The 22,634-nt window shown below is 49.5% G+C and carries 13 protein-coding genes; all 13 read right to left on the bottom strand.

Translation table 11 applies throughout. The features are described 5' to 3' along the window. Position 1: 1 nt before the first annotated feature. The 13 genes from uup to nhaC all read right to left on the bottom strand — a co-directional run bounded on the left by uup (position 2) and on the right by nhaC (position 22,589). On the bottom strand, positions 2-1,912 hold the full coding sequence (uup, locus tag KD147_RS02340) for an ATP-binding cassette ATPase Uup (protein WP_212546748.1): 1,911 nt from the start codon (positions 1,910-1,912) through the stop codon (positions 2-4). Beyond that, positions 1,899-2,147, bottom strand: coding sequence for a glutaredoxin family protein (locus tag KD147_RS02335; protein ID WP_212546747.1), 249 nt, complete (start codon positions 2,145-2,147; stop codon positions 1,899-1,901). The genes uup and KD147_RS02335 overlap by 14 nt, the downstream gene beginning before the upstream one ends. Then, positions 2,140-4,260, bottom strand: coding sequence for a bifunctional 23S rRNA (guanine(2069)-N(7))-methyltransferase RlmK/23S rRNA (guanine(2445)-N(2))-methyltransferase RlmL (rlmKL, locus tag KD147_RS02330; RefSeq protein ID WP_212546746.1), 2,121 nt, complete (start codon positions 4,258-4,260; stop codon positions 2,140-2,142). Before rlmKL ends, KD147_RS02335 begins: the two co-directional genes overlap by 8 nt. A gap of 53 nt (positions 4,261-4,313) precedes the next feature. Continuing rightward, a complete protein-coding gene (locus KD147_RS02325; RefSeq protein WP_105189830.1) occupies positions 4,314-4,841 on the bottom strand; it encodes a cell division protein ZapC domain-containing protein in 528 nt (175 codons plus the stop codon). A gap of 135 nt (positions 4,842-4,976) precedes the next feature. Further along, positions 4,977-5,987 carry a quinone-dependent dihydroorotate dehydrogenase gene (gene pyrD / locus KD147_RS02320; RefSeq protein WP_212546745.1) on the bottom strand — a complete coding sequence of 337 codons (1,011 nt, stop codon included), beginning with the start codon at positions 5,985-5,987 and terminating at the stop codon, positions 4,977-4,979. Positions 5,988-6,063: 76 nt separating this feature from the next. Further along, on the bottom strand, positions 6,064-10,902 hold the full coding sequence (locus KD147_RS02315) for an NAD-glutamate dehydrogenase (protein WP_212546744.1): 4,839 nt from the start codon (positions 10,900-10,902) through the stop codon (positions 6,064-6,066). Positions 10,903-11,100: 198 nt separating this feature from the next. After that, the gene (locus KD147_RS02310) at positions 11,101-13,419 is read right to left on the bottom strand and encodes an efflux RND transporter permease subunit (protein WP_212546743.1); all 2,319 of its coding nucleotides are present in this window, start codon (positions 13,417-13,419) and stop codon (positions 11,101-11,103) included. A gap of 2 nt (positions 13,420-13,421) precedes the next feature. Further along, positions 13,422-14,420, bottom strand: coding sequence for a WD40/YVTN/BNR-like repeat-containing protein (locus KD147_RS02305; RefSeq protein WP_212546742.1), 999 nt, complete (start codon positions 14,418-14,420; stop codon positions 13,422-13,424). A gap of 75 nt (positions 14,421-14,495) precedes the next feature. Continuing rightward, on the bottom strand, positions 14,496-15,863 hold the full coding sequence (locus KD147_RS02300) for a DUF1329 domain-containing protein (RefSeq protein WP_212546741.1): 1,368 nt from the start codon (positions 15,861-15,863) through the stop codon (positions 14,496-14,498). A gap of 12 nt (positions 15,864-15,875) precedes the next feature. After that, on the bottom strand, positions 15,876-17,966 hold the full coding sequence (locus KD147_RS02295) for a DUF1302 domain-containing protein (protein ID WP_212546740.1): 2,091 nt from the start codon (positions 17,964-17,966) through the stop codon (positions 15,876-15,878). Positions 17,967-18,208: 242 nt separating this feature from the next. Continuing rightward, positions 18,209-18,433 carry a DUF2835 domain-containing protein gene (locus KD147_RS02290; RefSeq protein ID WP_105254077.1) on the bottom strand — a complete coding sequence of 75 codons (225 nt, stop codon included), beginning with the start codon at positions 18,431-18,433 and terminating at the stop codon, positions 18,209-18,211. Next, positions 18,430-21,048: an aminopeptidase N gene (gene pepN / locus KD147_RS02285; RefSeq protein ID WP_212546739.1), complete on the bottom strand. Its 2,619-nt coding sequence runs from the start codon at positions 21,046-21,048 to the stop codon at positions 18,430-18,432. The genes KD147_RS02290 and pepN overlap by 4 nt, the downstream gene beginning before the upstream one ends. Before the next feature lie 74 nt (positions 21,049-21,122). Next, positions 21,123-22,589: a Na+/H+ antiporter NhaC gene (gene nhaC / locus KD147_RS02280; protein WP_212547034.1), complete on the bottom strand. Its 1,467-nt coding sequence runs from the start codon at positions 22,587-22,589 to the stop codon at positions 21,123-21,125. Positions 22,590-22,634 lie beyond the last annotated feature (45 nt).

The raw sequence follows: 22,634 nt of genomic DNA, 5'->3' as shown, positions 1-22,634 counted from the left end.
ACTACTGATTTTGTAATTCTTCGAGTTCTTCCCAACGGGCGAACGCAGCTTCAAGCTTCGACTCAAGCTCTGCCAATAGGTTCAATTTGGCATTGGTTATTTCATTGTCTTGCTTAAAAAAGTCACTACTATTGACCTCTTGCTGCAAGCTGTCAATAGCTTCTTCGAGTTCTTCCACCTGGTTAGGCAATTGTTCTAACTCGCGTTTGTGCTTATAAGACAATTTATTGGCCGATTTTTGCTTCACTGCCTTAGGCGTATCAACGGCAGCTTTTTGTGCTTGCTTTTTGGCCGCCTCTTGTGCGGCGATTACCTGCTGTCTATACGCTTCGTAATCGCTGTAACCACCGATGACCTCGGTAATTTTGCCATTACCATCGAAGCCCCACACGCTCGAACAGGTGTTGTCGATAAATTCCCGGTCGTGACTGACGATCAGCACGGTACCCTGATACTGGTTAACGATTTCTTCTAATAGCTCAAGGGTTTCGATATCCAGGTCGTTCGTCGGTTCGTCCAGCACCAAGACATTGGAAGGCTTTAAGAAGATCTTAGCCAATAACAAGCGGTTTTTCTCACCACCGGAGAGCGCTTTAACCGGGGTTCTAGCGCGTTTGGGTGGGAATAAAAAGTCTTGTAAATAGCCCAGCACATGACGGCTACGTCCGCCGATTTGTACTTCTTGCTTACCATCGGCCACATTGTCTTGAACACTGGCTTCTTCATCAAGCTTGGCGCGATACTGATCGAAATAAGCAATTTCGAGGTTTACCCCCTGCTTAAGCTTACCGCTATTGGGTTGTAACTGACCGAATAATAGTTTTAACAAGGTCGTTTTACCAACACCATTGGGCCCGACTAAACCGACTCGGTCACCACGCATTAGTAAGGTCGAGAAATCATCTACAATCACCTTATCGCCAAAGGCGTGGCAAAGGTGCTGAGCCTCGGCCACCAGTTTACCGGAGCGGGTCGCGGTTTCGATGTTTAAGTCCACCTTACCCACTTGCTCGATACGCTGTTTGCGCTCTTGGCGCAATGATTTTAGTGCCCTGACTCGCCCCTCATTACGGGTACGACGGGCTTTAATGCCCTGGCGTATCCAGGCTTCTTCTTCGGCGAGCTTTTTATCAAACTCGGCGTTTTGCTGCTCTTCCACCTTTAAATCATGAGCCTTTCGCTCTAAGTAGGTGGCATAGTCGCCTGGGTAAGAGACCAGTAGACCTCGGTCTAAATCAAGAATACGGGTTGCCAAGGCACGTATAAAAGCACGGTCGTGGGAAATAAAGACGATGGCGCCCTTAAATTCTTTTAAAAACTGCTCTAACCACTGCACCGAGGCCACATCCAGATGGTTGGTGGGCTCATCAAGCAGCAATAAGTCTGGCTCACCTACAAGAGCCTTGGCCAGTGCAACCTTACGCAGCCAACCGCCGGATAAGGTAGCAAGCATGGCATCGGCTTCCAGTTGCAATTGCCCCAGTACCAGCTTAATTTTGGACTCAAAACGCCAGCCATCTTTGGCCTCGATTTCTGCGGAAATGCTAGCTAAACGCGCCAACGCTTTTTCATCCTCGGCATTGTCAGCTAAGGCAGCGTTGAGGTTATGGAATTCTTTTAGCAGGCGAGCCAAGGCCGGTAAACCGTCGGCCACGTAATCAAAGACTGTGCCGTCGCTGTCGCGAGGGGGATCTTGCTCTAAGCGTGCGATTTTAAGCTCGCCCACCTGGTTGATATCGCCATCATCGAGCAATACATCGCCACTAAGTACCTTTAAAAACGTCGACTTACCGGCACCGTTACGGCCAACCACACACACTCGCTCGCCTTGCTCAATAACGGCATTGGCGCCATCTAGTAAGGGATGCGTACCATAGGCTAGTTGCCCGTTTGTTATTCTAATTAGGTCCATACTGCTTAATCAATTCGCTGATTGCCTGCTGGTCGAAAGGCCACCCCAGCTCGGCCTGTGGGTTATGTGCCAAAGCCAGCACCGGAATGCGTATCTGATACGCTTCGAGCCAGTGCGGCTGGTCGATAATATCGCGCAGCTCAATGGCGTCGATATCCGGATGCTGTTGCAATAATGCCTGCGCCTGCTCACACAGATGACAGCCATCGGTATGATAGAGCACCACCTTAGCCATGGCGGATCACCCAGGCATTGTGGATATGCTTGTTGCGCGCGAAGTCCGGCGACTGAGTCTGCTCGGTAATGTTTTCACACTGCAAGCCTTGTAATGCCAAGGCATCCACATCCATCTTAAAGCCACGCTTATTGTTGGAAAATAGCAAGGTGCCCTGCTTGGCAAGTAGTTTCGCGGCGTCCTTGATCAGAGCAACATGATCACGCTGAACATCAAAACTGTCGCGCATGCGTTTCGAGTTAGAGAAGGTCGGCGGATCTAAGAAGATCACGTCATACTCGCCGCGGGTGCGCTTAAGCCACTCGATACAATCGCCCTGTTCAAACCGGTAACGCGGGCTTTTAAGGTTGTTGAGGGCAAAGTTGCGCTGCGCCCACTGCAAATAGGTTTTCGACATATCCACCGTGGTTACCGACTTAGCACCGCCAAGCGCCGCCTGCACCGATGCGGTGCCGGTATAGGCAAACAGATTCAGGACACGTTTGCCCTGGCTCAGCTCGCGTACCTGCTTACGGGCAAGGCGGTGATCCAGGAAGATACCGGTGTCGAGGTAGTCAAACAGGTTCACCTCAAATTTCGCGCCATATTCACTGATCACCTGGGTCTTCCCTTGGGAGCCCTGGGTTTGATACTGGCTGTCGCCTTTTTGTTTACGGCGCTCCTTTAGAGCAACCTGGGCAGGGGCAATGTCTAAGGTCTCACAGGTGAGCATAAGCACATCCTGAAGACGCTTTTGCGCGACATTGGGGTCAATATTTTTCGGCGCCGCGTATTCATAAATTACCGCGCTGTGCTGATAAACATCGACGGCCACATTGTATTCCGGGATATCGGCATCGTAGAGACGATAGGCACTGATCTCATCGCTTTTCAGCCACTTCTTTAGGGCCTGACGGTTTTTCTTAAGGCGGTTGGCAAAGGCCACCGACTCTTCAAAATGCAAGGGTGTTTTGCTCTCGCTTTGCCCCTGGGTTTGTTGCTCGGTAATGTCATACAGTGTCAACAAGGTATCGAGTGGGCCGTTTTTAAACTTGTATTGCTTGTGTTTAACCAGTTTGAACAGCTTGAGCATTTCCGGCTCGCTGATCAAAAGCGCCGCACGCCAGTGGCAAAAGTGTTGTTTTAACTGGTGACCCATTTGGCGATACAGAGCGACGATTTCCGCCATTGAGCCCAGGCGTTCGCCGTAAGGCAGGTTAGCCAACAACACCCCAGGACGTTTAGCCGGAGCCTTCATATCGGCCAGATCGCCGACGGCAAAGTCGATGCATTCGCTAACGCCGGCGTTAACGGCGTTCTCTTGCGCCTTTTTAATCACCTGAGGGTTGATATCACGACCGATAAGCCAAGGTTTTACATCCATGCTAACCTGGTCTTTTATGCTTTGTTTAAGCTCTTTGAATTTAGCGAGGCGGAAGCTTGGCAGGCGCTCGAAGGCAAAGCCTTGACGGCTTAAGCCCGGTGCTTTGTTTTGCGCCATGAGCGCCGCTTCGATAAGCAAGGTACCCGAACCACAGGTCGGATCGAATAAGGGCTTGCTGGTGTCTTCCAGCCAACCGCTGCGCATTACTAATGCGGCGGCCAGGTGTTCTTTTAACGGTGCCTTACCCTGGGCACTACGATAACCACGCTGCGACAGGCGCGGGCCTGAATAGTCGATATACAGGGTGAGCTTATCGCGATTAAGTTTGGCAACCATGCGTACGTCCGGCGTTTCTTTGCTAACGCTGGGACGGCGCTCATAGAGGTCATAGAAATAGTCACAAATGGCGTCTTTGATCACCAAGGCACCGAACTGAGTGTTTTTTAACTGGCGGTTGGTGCCGCTGAATTCAACCGCAAACGATTGATCCGGACCGAAAAACTCCTGCCATGGCTGAAAACGAGCAAAGTTATACAGGGCTGTTTTATCTTCGATGTCGCTTCCTTGTTGCAACACCAGCATGACTCGGGTGGCCAAGCGTGTGCACAAGCAAATCTTTTGCGCCGTTAAACTATCGGCGGTGAACTCGACGGCTCCGACCCGCTGTTTATTAACCTCAGCACCTAGATCGGTGAGTTCTTGTTGTAGCAGTTGTTCGATGCCAATGGATGTAGAAGCGACAAATTGCAAGGTGACTTTCCTATCTCGTAAATTCCCCGAGATTGTATCACAGCCCCTTTACGTTAGGCGCTTTTTTGTTGTCCCTGGGCTGAGAAAATCGGTGTGATACGGTCGTTTAGCACCTTGATCACTGCAAACTGTTGCAACTGTAAGTTTTCATCCAGGTCGAACGTTGGCTCTAGGCATAAACACACGCTGGCGTGCTCAGCACAGTCGACGATAAGGAATTGCCCACTCTGCTTTGAAGAGGTCAATTGCACCACGGCTTCATGATTAATTAGGTCGCCACTGTAGGGGGCGAAAAACCAGCTTTTTGCCAGCATGGGCTTAAGGTAGTGCTTCACCGCGGTGGCATTGAGGGCGATTTGACAGATATGGGCATCGCTCCACAGCGAGAAACCACTCAGGTACTGACACACCTGCTGATAAAACTCGGCATCTCGCAGATTAAACTTTGGCTGGGTAAAGGCTTCATCAATCAGCTGGCGGCTTTTGTACGGCGTGCAAAACTGCATGTCACCCATGTCGAGTAACAGTGTATTGCGCTCGTCGCATACTTGCCATTGCCATTCTTGCTGTGCCTGTAACATCCCTTCCTCGATTTAATCTTAATTAAAGTCAATAAAATCAATGCTTATAACTTTGGATTATAGCTCTTGGCGATCCCCTGTAAAATAAATTCTAATAATATTTTACGAGGGATCGTTCGTATCAATAGCGGATCCTTATAAGCCGCTAATGATCCGTTTTACTAACGCCGGCCCTTCGTAGATAAATCCGGTATAGATCTGAACCAAATCCGCGCCAGCATTGAACTTCTCCTTGGCCGCCTCGGCACTGTCGATACCGCCGACACCGATGATCGGCAACTGACCATTGGAGATACGCTTGATTTCCTTAATCACTTCAAGCGATTTGGCGCGCACAGGTCGACCGGACAAGCCACCGGCTTCGTCGGCATATTGCAAGCCCTGCACGGCCGTGCGGTCTAAGGTGGTATTCGTGGCGATCACACCGTCAATCTTGTTGTTTAACAGTGAGTGAGTGACCTGCTCTACCTGCACCTGATCGAGATCCGGCGCCACCTTCACCAGCATGGGCACCTGCTTATTGTGCTTAGCGATAAGATCCAGCTGCTCGTTTTTCAAGCTCGACAATAGATCGTCCAACGCTTCGCCGTATTGTAAGTCACGCAGACCCGGGGTGTTTGGTGAAGAAATATTCACCGTAATATAGGAGGCGTGCTCGAACACCTTACGCATACAATGGATGTAGTCATCCTTGCCCTGCTCGTTTGGCGTATCCTTGTTCTTACCAATATTGATCCCCAAGATACCACGGTAGTTAGATGCCTTTACATTGGCAACCAGGTTATCAACGCCCTTGTTATTAAAGCCCATGCGATTGATCACCGCATGCTGCTCTGGCAAACGGAAGATACGGGGCTTATCGTTACCCGCCTGCGGGCGCGGTGTAACCGTGCCGACCTCGATAAAACCAAAGCCCATTTGTGCGAAGGCGTCGATGCATTCGGCATTTTTATCCAGACCGGCGGCCAGACCCACCGGGTTTTTAAATTCAAGACCCAGAAACTCGGTTGGTTTATCGGCCACATTTTGCGACCAGGCCATGGACAATGGCGTGTTAGCAAAGCGACGCAGGTTGTTAAGTGCAAAGTCATGCGCCCATTCCGCGTCCTTGGTGAACATAAAACGGCGCGCTAATTCGTAAAACATGGATCCCCCTAGAAAAAAATACCCCAGCCAAAAGCTGGGGTATTCTACAGAGTTTTACTGCTTATTAACAGTGAGCTTAGTTACGTTGATCACAGTTATGTGCAAGTAACATCAATTCACGCAGTGCCACAGAGAACTTCGCGAAATCATGACTTTGTGAGGTCTTAAATTCGCTTAGCATCTGCTGCCAGCGGTGCAATAAGGCATCGTGATCTTCCATCCACGCATCGATCTGGGCATCAACATCCTGCTCCTTGTCATCGAAACTACGCAGTACAACATCCGTGAGGGTACGTTGCTGCCAATCCAGCTCTTCACGGTACGATGCACGTGCTAGCGCTTGCCAGTGGTTTTGCACCGGCTGATTGGTAATTTGCATTAGGAACCAGTGTAGGCCCATACGCGCACCCAATTTGAAGTATGTGCTTGAAACGATGGCCGTTGAACGCTTGCTTTGTGTCGCCACTTCCGCCAGGTCCATTGCCGAGAACAAGCTCGAAAGCGAGACGATACGCATAGCCAGTTGGGCTGGTACGCCCTTGTCGGCCAAGGCAGTCGCGTTTTTACGGATCTGCTCGCTCTCAGCGCTCACCATGTAGCTGTGCAGATTGTCGGTAAGATCTTTAAAGCAAGGTGCAAAGTGCTCAATGCTCTGCTCGATGGTCAATGCTTTATTGCGATGGCGTAAGAACCAGCGTGTGGCACGACGTACGGTACGGCGAAGCTGATACAGCATTTCCGTCTGTACTTCTGCATCAACCTGGTTGTCTAGTGCACTGATCTCGCTCCAGGTTGCCGGCAAGGCGAAGATTTCGCGGGCAATGCTGTAACACAAGGCGATTTCAGCATCCGATGCACCGGTTTCTTCGTGCATGCGCACCATGAAGTTCAGACCCATGTCGTTGACTATGTTATTAGCCAACTTGGTCGCGATAATTTCGCTGCGTAGCGGGTGGTTGTCCATGGCGGCATTAAAGCGCTCACGCAGCGGCACAGGGAATGATTGCACCAATAGCTGACGGTAGTATGGATTTTCCGATACTTCGTCCGTTACTAATGTCTCTTTAAGCACCATTTTCGCGTAAGACACCAACACTGATAGCTCTGGACGAGTCAGGTCTTTACCTGCCGCAGCGCGCTCTGCCAGCTCTTCATCGCTTGGTAAGAATTCGATAACGCGATCCAGCTTGCCTTCTTTTTCCAAGGCGTGGATAAAGCGGATCTTCTCTTTCAGCGTTGATGTACCTTTAGATTGCGTCACAGAAATGGTCTGCGTTTGACGGTAACAGTCTTTCAGTACCAGCTCAGATACTTCATCCGTCATCGCATACAGCAATTCATCACGCTGTTTCTTGGTTAAGTCGCCCTCACTCACCAAGGAGTTAAGCAGGATCTTGATGTTAACTTCGTTATCAGAACAGGCTACACCACCTACGTTGTCGATAAAGTCGGTGTTGATACGACCACCCTTGGCCGCAAACTCGATACGACCCAGTTGCGTCGCACCCAGGTTACCGCCTTCACCGAAGATCTTGGCACCCAGCTCGCCGCCGTTAATACGCAATGCGTCATTAGCACGGTCACCCACGTCTGTGTCGGTTTCCGACTTAGCCTTGATGTAGGTACCGATACCACCGTTCCATAGCAGGTCTACCGGCATCATCAGTAGTGCTTTGATCAGCTCGTTTGGCGTCATGGCCGCTTTTTTAGTGCCGATCATCTTCTTGATCTCTGGGGTCAAGGTGATTGACTTGGCGCTACGGTTAAAGATACCACCGCCTTGAGAGATCAATTCGCTGTTGTAATCTTCCCAGCTAGAACGCGGCAGCTCGAATAAGCGCTTGCGCTCTTCCCAAGACTTGGCGGCGTCCGGATTCGGGTCGATAAAGATATGCATATGGTTGAATGCCGCTTGTAAGCGAGTGTGCTTAGAAAGCAACATACCGTTACCGAATACGTCACCGGCCATGTCACCGATAGCTATTGCGGTAAAGTCAGTGTTCTGACAGTCAATACCGATTTCGCGGAAGTGACGCTTAACCGACTCCCAAGCACCCTTGGCGGTAATACCCATCTTCTTATGGTCATAACCGATAGAACCACCTGAAGCAAAGGCGTCGCCTAACCAAAAGCCGTACTCTTGAGCGATACCGTTAGCGATATCTGAGAAGGTTGCGGTACCCTTATCGGCTGCTACAACTAAGTACGGGTCGTCTTCGTCATGACGGGTTACATTGTCAGGGGCTTTGATTTCGCCATGCACAATGTTATCGGTGATATCAAGTAGGCCTCGGATGAAGATCTTGTAACACTCTTGACCTTCAGTAAAGAAAGCTTCGCGCTCGCTAGGTAGCTGCTTACAAACGAAACCACCTTTAGATCCCACCGGAACAATAACCGTGTTTTTAACCTGCTGTGCCTTAACCAGACCCAGTACTTCGGTTCGGAAGTCTTCACGACGGTCTGACCAACGTAGACCACCACGAGCAACCTTACCACCACGCAGGTGCACACCTTCTACGCGCGGTGAATAAACGAAAATTTCAAACGCAGGCAGCGGCAGTGGTACATCCGGGATCAGGCTGGGCTTGATCTTAAATGAGATATACGACTTAAACAGGCCGTCTTCTGCTTTTTGGTAGTAGTTAGTACGCAGCGTTGCCTTGATCATATCAACATACAAACGAATGATACGGTCATCGTCTAGGTTGGCTACGTTTTCAAGGGCTTCATAAATTTGCGTGATCAGCTTATCCAGCGCCTTGTCGGTGCCTGGGGCTTTAACCGAGAATTTTTTGGCAAATAATTTAACGATCTGCGTGGCAATGTCCGGATAGTTTGCAAACGTGCTTTCGATGTAACTCTGTGAGAAGGTTACGCCGATCTGACGCATGTACTTGGCGTAGGCACGTAGGATTGACGCTTCACGACCTGTTAGACCGCCAACCAAGACCAGACGGTTAAAGCCATCGTCTTCCAGGCGGTTGTTCCATACATCGGTCAGGGCTTTTTGGAAACGTGCCGATACCTTGTCAAAATCAGCTACTTCTTTGCTGCTTAGCAACATAGAAAAGTCCATGATCCAGTTTACCTGGCCGTCGGATGTTTTCACCGCGTACGGCGTTTCGCCGATAACGCGCAGACCAAAGTTCTCTAACATCGGCATCACGTCTGACAGGTGAATTGGCTCGTCTTTATGGAACAAGGACAGGCGAACTATGTTTGAGCTTACTTCTTCTTGTGGACGGTAGAACAGCATTTCCAGCTTGTTGTCGTCATCAAGTAGCTCTAACTTTTCGATATCAACCACAGCGGCACTTGGCAATACCTGGTCTTTATAAGCACTGGCAAAGGCGTTGGCGTATTTGCGGTTTAGTTCGTTACCACGGGCTTCGCCATTGTTGCCCAGTAAGGCCGATTGTAGTTTGTCTTCCCAGGTGCGGGCAGCTTCTACTAAATTGTTTTCGATTTCTTTCACGTCGTAATCTACGTTGTCTTCTTGCACGCGCACTATGTAGTGGGTACGGGCAAGATTTGATTCTGAGAAATAAGTGGTAAAGGCCACTTTGTCGGTCGAGCCAAAGGCTTCGGCTAAGATTTGCTGGGTTTCGCGGCGTAGCGCAGTGTTGTAGCGCTCACGCGGCACATACACCATGCAAGAGAAGAAACGCCCATAGGTGTCTTTACGCACGAATAGACGACACATATCACGCTCTTGGATATGCAATACGCCCATAGCAACGTCAAGCAACTCGCTTTCACGGGCTTGTACTAATTCGTCACGAGGATAGGTTTCAAGAATATTGAGCACCGCTTTGTAGGCATGCGTACCCACGGCGAAATCACTCATTTCCAAGACGCGGCGAATCTTCGACTTTAATACAGGCACATCGGCGGCACTGTTGTTATAGAAGCTCGATGAGAACAACCCGATAAAGCGATCTTCACCGACCACGTTACCGTCTTTATCGAAACGCTTGATACCGATGTAATCGGTGTGCGCCGGACGGTGTACGCGAGAAACAGAGTTGGTTTTAGTAAGTACCAATAGGTTGTCACTGCGCGCTTCTTTACGTGCGGTTTCTGGCATGGTTGATAACAAGCGGATCTGGCCTTCATCTGAGTTCTTCATTAAACCCAGGCTGGTACCTTCCACGCCCTTCAACTGGTGGTCGCCTTTTACCGGCGTAAGCTGGTATTGACGGTAACCCATGAAGGTAAAATTGTCGCCTGCCAACCACTCAAGAAACTCGATGGTTTCATTAAGCTCAACGGCATCAACATTGTTCGGACGCTTAGGCAGGTCTTTGATCACTTCCAACAGCTTGCTGCGGATTGGCTGCCAGTCTTCAACGGCCAGTGATACATCGTTAAGTACCGACTCAAGCTCGGCTTTAAAAGCACTGATTTCCGCTTCATCTGTTTGACGGTCAATCTCAATAAAGAACACGGTTTTAGTCGAGTTCGACTCTTGCTCGGCTTTTAGGTTCGAAAGATTGATAATGGCGCCATCGCTATCGCGCTGGATTTTTAACGGCGTATGTAGCAACAGGTGTGATGCAATGTTGGCACGGTTGAGTGACATGCGCACCGAGTCCACCAAAAATGGCATGTCCTTAGCGATGATTTCAACGATGGTGTGAGAGGATTGCCAACCGTGTTTTGCTACTTCAGGGTTAATTACACGGATCACCGCTTCGTCGCCCTGGTTTCCTTCTAACGAATTCCAAAGGCTCAGCGCGGCCCCGTAGAGGTCACTGTCATTTCTGTGTACTAGGTCTTCAGCCGACATATTGCTGTATAAAGCTTGGGCGAATTTGTCGACCAGTGACACCTTGTCTGGATTAACTTTGCTCTTAATAAGCTTGCTGACGTTATTCAGAATAACGCTAGCGTGACCGTCATTTTGTGTCATTGTGTGTTCCTTAATCTATACCGCCTTGTGAACGGGTGACTGAATAGCGTGGAGTCGGGCTAAATTCTAACGCTTTTACAGCTAATAAACAGCCTTTTCGTTGAAATCAGACCAATGATTTCAGCGTCTTGGCTAACTATTCACAAAATATAGATAGAAATGGCCGTTACCGGCCATTTCTGTTAACAAACATTCACATCATTTTTTCTGGTCAGACCATAAGAAGGTACTAATTGCTGGAATTATGAGCAGCGCACCGATCATGTTCACCAGAAACATAAAGGTCAACAAGATACCCATATCGACCTGAAACTTCAGTGCCGAGAAAATCCAGGTACTCACACCTACCGCTAAAGTGATACCGGTAAATAGTACCGCACTGCCTCGTTCAACCAGGGCATTTCGATAAGCCTGGCTCAGGCTGACCCCCTGGTTCAGCTGAATCATCTTAGAGGATAGGATATAAATGCCGTAATCGACACCTATCCCCACACCTAGGGCAATCACTGGCAGGGTTGACACCGTCAGACCGATTTCCAATGCCACCATCAGTGCCTGGGCCAGGGTCGAGACGATATATAATGGCAACACCACGGCAATGGTTGCGCGCAGCGAGCGAAAGCTAACCAGACACAAGGCGATAACCGCACCGTACACGTACAGCATCATCGGCGTTTGCGCTTCAGATACCGACTCATTGGTCGCCGCCATCACGCCGATAGGCCCAGAAGCCAAACGGAATTGCAGCTTGTCGGTACCAAACTCGGCGCCTACTGCTTTCACCGCCTCAACCACACGGTCGATGCTTTGCGCTTTATGATCTGCCATAAAGATGATCACCGGCATCACCGAGCAATCGCCATTGAGCAGGCCTGAACTGGTTTCCACCCGTGATGACGCCTGCACTAGTGATGCGGTATTACGCGGCAGGGTTTGCCATTTCAAGTTGCCCTCGTTGTAGCCTGCATTCACTGCCTGCGCCACACTGGCTAGGGAGACACTGCTTTGCACTCCCGGCACGTTTTCGATACGCCATTGAAATTGGCGGATACGTTCCATCACATCATGCTCGGTACAGGCCGCCGGATACGCTTCCACTATTACCTTAAGGATATCCGACGAGATCTCGTACCTGTCGGAGATCAAGAAGGTATCCTGGTTATAACGGGCGTCCTCATGCAATGCCGGTGCACCGGCGTGTAAGTCACCGATATGCATCTTTTGCGATTGCCAGAAACCAAAGGCAAACAGCAATGCCGTACACACCAAGATGATGGCTGCATATTTTCTATCGGTCGCGCACACCAGCAACTCGCGGATCTTAAACAAGGCATCCTTATTTCTATTATCGGCGGAAAGCACGCGCAACTTTTTCACTTCTAAATAAGACGCTATCACGGGTAATAAGACGAGGTTGGTCAAGATGATCACCGCCACGCCTAAGCTCGCCGTTATCGCGAGCTCACGGATAATACCTATATCGATAGCCAGCAAGGTCAAGAAGCCAACCGTGTCCGAAAGCAAGGCGATGCCGCCTGGGATCATCAAGGCTTTAAAGCTCGACTCCGCGGCGTTCTTAGCACTGCTGCCCAGTTGTACTTTTTTGGCGATATCGTTAATCATCTGAACGCCATGGCTGACGCCGATAGCAAACACCAAAAACGGCACTAAGATAGACATGGGATCAAGGCCAAAGCCCAGGCTAGAGAGCAAGCCAAGCTGCCATACCACGGCAATAAAGGAGCAGACAATCGGCAACAAGGTGAGCTTAAAGCTCTTACAGAACAACCACACCATAATAAAGGTGATCACTATGGCTATGGCAAAAAACAGCAGTACATCTTTAGCGCCATTGGCGATATCACCGGCCATCTTGGCGAAGCCAATAATATGAATGCTAACCTGTTCGGTACTTAGATCATCACGAATTTTGCTTTCAAGCTGTTCGGCTATCGCCAAAGTATCAAGCTTTTCACCAGTTTGCGGGTCAAACTCCATCAATTGAGCACTGACCATGGCACAGGAATAGTCTGAGGCTACCATGCGCCCTACTACCTTGGCCTTTTCGATGTTTTCTTTAACCCGTGCTAAACCACGCTCATCCGGGCGAAAGTTAGCAGGAATAATCGGACCACCACTAAAGCCATCTTCCACCACCTCAACAAAGCGAGCGCTTGGTGAGAAGATGGAGTTGACCAGTGGACGATTAACACCTGGGATAAAGTAAAGCTGATCGTGCACCGATTTTAGCTGAGTAAAAAACTCTTCATTAAAGATGTCGCCATCCGCATCGCAGACCGAAATTAAAATACTGTTAGCGCCACCAAATTGTTTTTCGTGTTTGGTGTACACCTTCATGTATTCGTGATTAAGGGGGATATTCTTGTTAAATGACGCATCGAGCTTAAGCTTGGTAGCCTGAAAAGCCAGCGCCACGGTGGCTAAAGCAAAGGCCACTATCACCCACATGCGATGGCGGAATAAGCTACGTTCTAATGCTTCCACTATATTATGCATGATCAGTTAAACTCCTTGCTTTGGATCCCAGCTTCTGTGGCCATTATTAATTTACCCCTGAACTGCACCCCATTTAAGATCGCCTTACCATCACTGAGCTGCTCACTTTGCAGTTGCGTACCGCTGGCATCATCAAGATGGTAAATCACTGCAGAATTGGCAAATATGTACAACTGCTCTTCGGCTGTGGTCATCATGCTGTTCATGGTTGCCTGCTCGTTGGCCATCAGCTGCTCCCAGCCGGCATCGTCGCTGTAACGAAAGGCATTGCCACGTAATCCGGCCACATAAAGGTTTCCGGCCATTTCAGTGATATCGAAAAATGACCCATGATAAATTTCTTCTTCACGCTGCCAATTTTGGCCGCCATCATCGCTGTGCGCGATTAACCCCATTTCGCCGACTATATATAAGCCCTTGCTGGTATTAGCAATGCGGTTAAAGTGCGGGAGAATCGATGCGGTTTCGATTTCATAACCTTCGGGGTCTTCTGCTTTAAGCTGGTTTAGGTAGTCTCGGTCTTCGGCGAATAACAAGCTATCGAGGAATCTCTTTTGCCAACTTTGGCCGCCGTCCTCGGTGACAAAATACATACCGTATGCCCCGACGGCGATACCCTGTTGCGCGTCCATAAAGGTAATATCCAAACAAGGCTTATCAAGCTCGGGGAGAAACTGCTGAATTTGCCAACTTTGCCCGCCGTCTTGGGTATTCAAAATAGTGGCGTCATGACCGCAGGCCCAGCCCTTGTTATTATCAATAAAATACACCGAAGTGAGCAGTACATCGACCGGTGACTGCGCTTGGTGCCATTGCTGAGTATCGTCACTCACAACAATGGTGCCATGTTGGCCGACGGCAACCACTCGCTCTTCGGTGGCGGTAATATCGGTGAAAAGCGTTTGCGTAGCCTGCTCGGCACGATAAGCGGGCTGAGGCGTTGTTTGAGCCACACTGTGCAGTGACAAAAGCAACGTTGCCCAACTAAGCAAGTACTTCATATAAATTTGCGCCCAAATAGAGAAATAAAATTATGGAGCTAGGCCCACTAGCGTGCGCCTAGCGAAGTGCGAGGATTAACGACGACCTTCGCGACGAAGGGCGTTAGATGTAAACTCGTTGTCATTGAACGACTCTGAGAAGTCATACATCTCTTCTTGGTTATCTAGGCCAATGGCCAGGTAACGACGCGAATTAAGGTCGTGGTAAACCTCAAGCGTACTCCATTGAGTCGGTACTTCGTAATAGTTTAGACCATGGGCCATAGCGACACGGTAGAGTTGATCGCGGTTGTCATACAAGTCGGCAACCGAGATCTGCCAGCTGTCTTCATCGATGTAGAAGGTACGCTTCTTATAGGTGTGACGAGTGCCCTCTTTCAACGTGGCTTCAACAACCCATACACGGTGCTTTTCATAGCGCACGTGCTCAGGATTCACATGGCCCGGTTTGATGATGTCATCATAGCTTAGTGAGTCACTGTGAAGCTTGTAGCTGTTGTAAGGGATCAACAACTCTTGTTTACCTTTTAGCTCCCAGTTGTAACGGTTTGGTGAGCCATTAAACATATCGAAGTCATCGGTAGTACGCAGGTTGTCCGACGCCGTTCCCGGTGCATCATAAGCAACGTTAGGAGCACGACGCACGCGGCGCTGACCCGTATTGTAGGTCCATGCCTGACGTGGCGTCAGAATCTGGTCCATGGTTTCATGCACCAGCAAAGCGGTACCGGCAAGGCGCGCCGGCTCGGTGACACGCTGCTTAAATTTGAAAAGAATATTAGACTCTTCCAATTGCTCTGGCGTGGCATCATTATCGGCGTATTTAATCAATAGCTGCTCGTCGAAACCGATCAGGTTATAGGCACCGGAAGCGGTAGGCATTGCCTGACCACCGAAACGTGAGATCGACTGACCACGATAGCGCAACAGGTGGTTCCAAATCGCTTCAAGGCCGTTTTCAGGCATTGGGAATGGAATACCGATAGCGGTGTTCTTAATGCCATTGCCGCCTTCGATCAACTCGGCTTGGGTCGCGTACTTTTTCGTTGCATCGTAGAAGAACTGCGGGTAAGAGGCACTACGACGAGTTGGGTACACCTGCATCTTAAAGGTATCAGGATAAGCTTCAAACAAGGCTATCTGACCTGGGCTTAGCAGGGTCTTGTACTGCTCCAGGTTAGATTTATCTATGGTGTACAACACCTGATCCGCGGCAAACGGATCCGGGTGGTGCATGCCTGGCTTGTAGTTTGCCGGCACTTCGGTGATACCACCATTCCAGGCTGGAATAGAGCCATCTTCGCTCCCCGCTTTAACGGCGCCGATTGGCGTCAGATCCGCGCCTAAGCGAGCCGCCTGCTCCGGCGAAATTTTAGCCTGTACTGCAGTGGTGGCAAATAAACCACAGAATGCTGCTGCAATGAGGGTAGGTTTAGTCAACATACGGATACCCTTTTAAATTGAATATTTGATATTAAAGGAAACAAAATCACGATCGGCAAAAGTATTAGTGGCGCCGCCGCCCCAGAATGAGTTGTAACCTAAATCAAAAGACCAAGTATTTTGATAGTTAAAATTCATATTAATTCCCAATGATTTTCTGTCTTCAATAAACAGGAACATGGGATCTGGAGTAATACCATTAACATCGTGTGAGAATACGAAGCGTGGCGAGAAGTTAACACCCGAGAACAGGTCATAATAATCGCCCTTGGCGACTAGGCGATAACCCCAGGCCGACGCCGTTGGGAATGGGTTAGTCTCTGGGCCGTTAGACAGCGCCATATGTAACGCCGAATAATCATCCGCCAATGGACCTTGAATAACGCCGCTACGACCGGTGCCGGATACATTTAAGCGTAATTCATCATAGGCCGGCATGTTATTGATACGCACACCACCGATTTCACCAAGCACCGCCCAGCTATCGGCACCGAGTGCTGGGCCAAACAGATGCGTTGCGGTAAATTGCACTTGTGCTGTATTACGCAAAATATAGCCTTGAGCCGTACCACCTGGGCCAACTACCGCGGTAGCATCGCCTGGGCTTAGCTGAGAAATACCCGAAAATTCCGTACGTAATCCCGCCAATGCTAATTGCTCTGGCATACCCGCGTACAGTAACTCTACGTCATCCACCTGGAATGGCTCGTCTTCACGGAAAGCGAATTCACCGGCCAGCGCGGTTTCACCAATGGAGGTGTTAAAGCTTAAACCATAGAGTTTGATATCTTCTGGGTAGTCCAGCTTAGCCTTGGTAAAGGCCTTCAGATCGTTAACATTATCGCTATTGATCTCTGTGCTCATGATCATCGCCAGGTCTTCACCAATGGCGGTGAAGTCAGAAACCTGACCTGAGATCACCGGACGACGGCTGTGGTAATTGATGTAATACAAGGCCAGCTCGGTGTCGTTCAATTCAGGCATAAACATGCCTAAGCGTAAACCGTATTGACCGCCATCGCTGGGCTCTGTTTTACCGCGCTTACCCTCGCCCTTAAGGGCCACCTTGGTTGGATAGGCCAGGTACATGTTTGCAAGCAGTTCCTGGCCTGCTGCAGAAGTCGGGTCGATGCCCTGCGCCGCCGCAGCCGCCTGCCAATCTGAAGTGAGGTTGTTCAGGCTGTCGGTTAAAAACGCCAGGTCAATGTCCGGGTTGGAGGTAAAGCCTAATTGAACGTTTTGGTTAAAGCCGTTTTCCGAGGCGAAATCATTGGTAGAGAAATAACTGCCCGTCGCCGGTAAGCGGGTTTCATGCCACTCATATTGATAGAAACCTTCAAGGAACAGGTTTTCGGTGATACCCAGCGAGGCCCAAAACATCCCCACGGGGATAAAGGCTTCTTTTAACTCAGCGCCCGGCGCTTTTAAACGGTCGATATCAACCGGGTTCACGTTGATGCCGTGTGAAATCAGGGTACTTTCACCCCAGTTTACAACCTGCTGGCCTAAACGCAGTGATAGCGGGTTTTGACCATCATTAAAATCGAAGTCGGCCCACACAAAGGCATCAAGAAGGCGGAAGTCGGCACACACCTGCTCTTTGGTTTCGTCGTAATCGCATGGGTCAACGCTTTCGCCAGATACCGGGTTGGTATAGGCATAGTCGCCATCCATCAGCGCAAAATCATAGAAATACATGAAACGGGTGAATAAGCCGTAAGAGTCGCCATTGATCGCTAGTTCATGAGTCCCTTTTAACAATTGCGAAAACGTATCGCCCTTGTCGAAATTCAGGTTACCGGCGTCACCATTGTTGGAATAGGCACCGGGTTGGCTCCAAACGTCGCTGGAACTATAGATGGGATTAAGCGCTGCGTTGTAATTGCTCCAGTCGAAACGTGGGTGATTACTCTTCCCCACGTACTGATCGAAATCACGGTTTTCGGTACGAATGCTCTGACCGTATGAAAAAGTCGAATCAAAATTGATATCGAAATCACCAACCGTAAAGCTGGCACTGTGTGCGGCGCTACTCATGCCCAACATCGCTGCGCCGACGCTGAGCGCTAATCGATGCTTTGCAAATAGTGGCTGTCTTATCATTGTTGCTTCCCCCTTAGCGCGGGTAATTTTTAGATCAAGTTATTGTTTTTAGTGTAGTCTTGTGCATTTGAAAGGATACGCTACAGTTACAAACAGTCTACATCAATGTGTTGTACCTGGCGTTAAATTTCCGTTTCATCTGCTAATGGTATGACATCCTACCACTATTTTTATACATGACAATAACGTTAACGACAAATGCAATTTACATTAACGTAAAACAATCTAAAAAGTTTTTGTTTTTAAATTCGCTCCAGGGCGACGAATTTATTTTCCGGGGTCAGGGTAAGGCGAAACCGACCACGAATGCCCAGCTGGGACATATGCGGTAATATTTTGGCGGCGGGAAAACGGATACGACGACGATTATCATCGCATACCTGAATGGCAGTGACTTGGCCTCGGTAATAGGCCAAGCACTGCTCATAGGTTAACGATAAGGTAAAGTAATAGGTTTTAGTGCTCATTCACCTAACGCTTTTTCTACCTTTTCATAGAGATCTTTGCTCAGTTTCGGCAATGTCATCAAACGTTGCAATTGAGCTCGCATCAGTTGCTGGCGACCCGAATCATAACGGCGCCATGCCAACAGCGGCGTTATTAAACGCGATGCATTTTGCGGGTTGATCTCATTTAGTTTCACCAGTGCATCGCCGAGTAACTCATAGCCACGGCCATCTTTATGATGAAAAACACTGGGGTTACTCATGGTCAATGGCCCCAACAAGGCTCTTACCCGGTTAGGGTTTTGCCAAGAGAAATGTGGATGCTCAAACAAGGCGTTAATTTCAACCAAGGCGTGCTCACCACGCTTCAAAGCCTGCAAATTAAACCACTTATCCAATACCAGTACGTCATTGGCCCAGCGCGTTGCAAACGCAGCCAATAAGGTATTTTGCTGCTCATGTTCAGCCAATACCAAGGCCTTTAGCGCCGCCAGCGACAAAGTCATAGACCCGGTGTTGGCCTGCTCGGCAATATAGTCTGTGGCACCGTCAATTCGGGCTAGATAGTACATGCAAGCACCAAGCAAGGCGCGTACCGCTGCACTGTGTGCATTTTGCTGCTTATCATCGTTAAAGTGCACTAACACCGCTTGCAAGTGTTGTTGTAAATGCGTCGCTATCTCGGCTTCAAAAGCATTAATAATACTGTTGAGCGCATCGACCGGTATCTCGCTGTGGCTGCTGCTTAGGGTTTCAAAGCTAGGTAAATACAATAACTCGGCAATCAGAGCCAAATCGACTTCGCTGCCAGATAAAACACCATTTAACAGTTCGCTCATGGTGTCTAGCACTGCCTTGGGTAACTCAGGCTTGGCTTCACCCTTTACCAACGCCTGGTTAACACAATGACTTAATGCCGCTTGCTGCGCATCCCAACGGCTAAAGTCGCTGCTGGCATGGCGGACAATATGAAGCTGATCCGCGAGGGCCTGATCAAACTGCACCTGCACCGGCGCCGAAAAGTCTTCAAAAAGTACGGCTACCGGACGTTCGTCAACTTGCTCAAAAACGAAGTCCTGACGCTCCTCAGTGAGGTGCAAAACTTTATCCAGGACCTTGCCGTCGCGCATCAGCGTCATGGGCTGTCCCTGTTGGTCCAACAGTTCGATCGCCACCGGAATTAACAAGTTTTCCTTGTGGGGCTGTTCGGCGGTCGGCTTATGGGTTTGTGTTAAGGTCAGGGTATAGCGTTTGGCTGCACTGTCATATTCTTCCTGCACCGACACCAAGGGCGTGCCCGCTTGTCCATACCAGCGCGAAAACTGGGATAAATCCGTGTCATTGGCATCATGCATCGCCGCCACAAAGTCATCACAGGTCACCGCTTGGCCGTCATGACGCTGAAAATACAGCTTCATGCCTTTTTGAAAACCCGCTTCACCAAGCAAGGTATGCAGCATGCGGATCACTTCGGCGCCCTTGTCATACACGGTCACGGTGTAAAAGTTATTCATTTCGATAACTTTTTCTGGCCGAATGGGGTGCGCCATGGGACCTGCATCTTCGGCAAACTGGTGGGTGCGCATCACCTTCACCGCATCAATACGGTTCAGGGCCCGCGACCCAAGATCGCTACTGAATTCCTGATCGCGAAATACCGTTAAGCCTTCTTTTAAGGAGAGCTGGAACCAATCACGGCAGGTTACTCGGTTGCCGGTCCAGTTGTGGAAATACTCATGACCGACAATCGATTCGATCAGGTGGAAATCTCTGTCTGTGCTGGTGTCACTATTGGCCAATACGCACTTGGAGTTAAAGATATTAAGGCCCTTGTTCTCCATGGCGCCCATATTGAAAAAGTCGACCGCAACTATCATGTAAACGTCCAGGTCATATTCCAGGTCGAAGCGTTGCTCATCCCATTGCATGGCACGCTTAAGTGACGCCATGGCATGGGGGGCTTTAGAGAGGTTCCCCTTATCGACATAAAGCTCCAGTGCCACCTCACGCCCTGAAGCTGTGATATAGGTATCGCGCAGCACATCGAAGTCGCCTGCTACCAAGGCAAAGAGATAACTGGGTTTTTTAAACGGGTCTTGCCAGGTTGCGAAATGCTTGCCGTCGGCTAAATCACCGCTATCAATTTTATTACCGTTTGATAAAAGGTGAGGAAACTGAGCCTTGTCAGCGACGATGGTCACTTTATAGCTGGCCATTACATCAGGGCGGTCAAGGAAATAAGTGATTTTACGAAAACCTTGCGCTTCACACTGAGTGCAATAGGCACCATCGGACAAATACAGGCCTTCCAGTGAGGTGTTACTTTGCGGCGCGCATTCGGTGGTAATTTCAAGCGTAAAGGGTTGCTGCGGGAGTTGTTCAATCACCAGCTGCTCATCTTCTAGGTGATAAGCAGAATGTATTTGCTCATTAATGCGAACCTTGAGCAAGGTTAAATCTATGCCATCAAGTACCAATTGAGCGCTGGGGTTGTCGGCGTTGGCACGCACCAATGAGCGAGCCACCACTTGTGTGTTAAGTGGCGCTAATTGTACCTCCAGCTCAAGTTCATCGATAAAAAAAGCAGGCGCTTGGTAATCGCGCAAATATTGGGCATGGGGTTGGGTCGCGGTCATAAGGTGACTGTCTCCTAAAACTTAAAGCGGGCATCTATTTGATGCCCGAGCTGCAATAAATGGCTGTGTTTGGCTTACGCCTGCCCCTGCTCTTTTACCTCAGGCTGCAGGTGCTTGGGCTCGATACGAAGAATTTTTATGCCTAGGTAGGCGTAGATCACAGCGAGTACCGGATTGATTAAATTAAAGAAGGCATAAAAGGCATAATCAAACGGGTTAATCAAAAGTACGCTTTGCATATAGGCACCACAGGTGTTCCAAGGGATCAAGGGGCTGGTAATGGTACCGCCATCTTCAAGGGTACGAGACAGGTTGACCGGTCTTAAGCCGCGCTTTTTATATTCTTCTTTAAACATACGCCCGGGCACAACAATGGCGATATATTGGTCCGCTGCCACCAGGTTGGTACCAATACATGTACAGATGGTGGCCGCCACCAAGGAGCCGGTGGACTTAGCTACCTTTAAGATACTCCGGACAAACACCTCAAGGAGACCAGTTTTTTCCATAATGGCACCAAACATCAACGCCATCATGATTAACCAGGTGGTGTTGAGCATACCCGACATGCCGCCGCCGGAAAGCAGGTCGTCCATTTTCGCATCCCCTGTACTAATAGCAAAGCCATCGAAGAAGGTTGCCCACACCAGTTTAAAATAGCCGACCAACTGACCCTGGCTGACATCTACCTGAGTCGCGAGTAAATCACTTTGAAATAGCAGCGCCCATACCGCCCCTAACACGGCCCCGATAGAAATCGCAGGGAATGCCGGCATCTTGCGAATAGCTAAGACCAACAGCACCAGTAAAGGCACCAGATTAAGAATATTAATGTTAAAATTCGCCGCGAGCAGATTTACCATAGTATCGATACTGGTTGCGTCACTGCTTACATCGGCATTAAAGCCCATAAAAATAAAGATAATAACGGCAATCACAAAGCTTGGTACCGTGGTCCAAAGCATGTGGTGAATATGGGTAAATAGCTCGGCACCCGCTACCGCAGGCGCCAGATTTGTGGTTTCAGAGAGCGGACTCAGCTTATCGCCAAAGTAGGCGCCCGAAATAACCGCACCAGCTGTCACAACCGGGTCTAGGGCCAAGCCGTTGGCCACGCCCAGCAAGGCCACACCTATGGTCGCCGCCGTAGTCCAGGAGCTGCCGATACTCATGGCTACCACGCCACAGATAATACAGCTGGCAGCATAAAACCAATGAGGATTGATGATCTGCAGACCATAATAGATCAAGGTTGGTACGGTACCTGAAAGCAGCCAGGTGCCGATAAGTGCCCCCACCATGAGGAGGATCAATATGGCACCTAGAGAAATGGTGATACCCTTTATCATCGCCTCTTCAAGGGTCTTCCAGGTGTAGCCATTTTTCAGGCCAACCAAGGCCGCCGTGAAGGTAGCGAAAAGTAAGGCTATTTGGTTTGGACCCGATGATGAATTATCACCGTAGAGATACACTGCCGCGCCCAATAAGCAAATCAACACCGTGATAGGGATCATTGCATCGAGTAATTTAGCTTGTTTTATTGTCGTCAAAATCGCTCTCCAGCCCTCACCTCTTAGCACAACGCG

The organism is Pseudoalteromonas sp. BDTF-M6 (assembly GCF_018334135.1).
Classification (GTDB): Bacteria; Pseudomonadota; Gammaproteobacteria; order Enterobacterales; family Alteromonadaceae; genus Pseudoalteromonas.
Note: the sequence above shows the minus strand (reverse complement) of the source record. Positions and strands in the feature narration are given on the sequence as shown.

What these genes read in the sequence shown, in the direction of transcription:
- uup (WP_212546748.1), bottom strand. Translation starts at nt 1,912, where the DNA reads ATGGACCTAATTAGAATAACAAACGGGCAACTAGCCTATGGTACGCAT.
- KD147_RS02335 (WP_212546747.1), bottom strand. Translation starts at nt 2,147, where the DNA reads ATGGCTAAGGTGGTGCTCTATCATACCGATGGCTGTCATCTGTGTGAG.
- KD147_RS02325 (WP_105189830.1), bottom strand. Translation starts at nt 4,841, where the DNA reads ATGTTACAGGCACAGCAAGAATGGCAATGGCAAGTATGCGACGAGCGC.
- pyrD (WP_212546745.1), bottom strand. Translation starts at nt 5,987, where the DNA reads ATGTTTTACGAATTAGCGCGCCGTTTTATGTTCACCAAGGACGCGGAA.
- KD147_RS02315 (WP_212546744.1), bottom strand. Translation starts at nt 10,902, where the DNA reads ATGACACAAAATGACGGTCACGCTAGCGTTATTCTGAATAACGTCAGC.
- KD147_RS02310 (WP_212546743.1), bottom strand. Translation starts at nt 13,419, where the DNA reads ATGCATAATATAGTGGAAGCATTAGAACGTAGCTTATTCCGCCATCGC.
- KD147_RS02305 (WP_212546742.1), bottom strand. Translation starts at nt 14,420, where the DNA reads ATGAAGTACTTGCTTAGTTGGGCAACGTTGCTTTTGTCACTGCACAGT.
- KD147_RS02300 (WP_212546741.1), bottom strand. Translation starts at nt 15,863, where the DNA reads ATGTTGACTAAACCTACCCTCATTGCAGCAGCATTCTGTGGTTTATTT.
- KD147_RS02295 (WP_212546740.1), bottom strand. Translation starts at nt 17,966, where the DNA reads ATGATAAGACAGCCACTATTTGCAAAGCATCGATTAGCGCTCAGCGTC.
- KD147_RS02290 (WP_105254077.1), bottom strand. Translation starts at nt 18,433, where the DNA reads ATGAGCACTAAAACCTATTACTTTACCTTATCGTTAACCTATGAGCAG.
- pepN (WP_212546739.1), bottom strand. Translation starts at nt 21,048, where the DNA reads ATGACCGCGACCCAACCCCATGCCCAATATTTGCGCGATTACCAAGCG.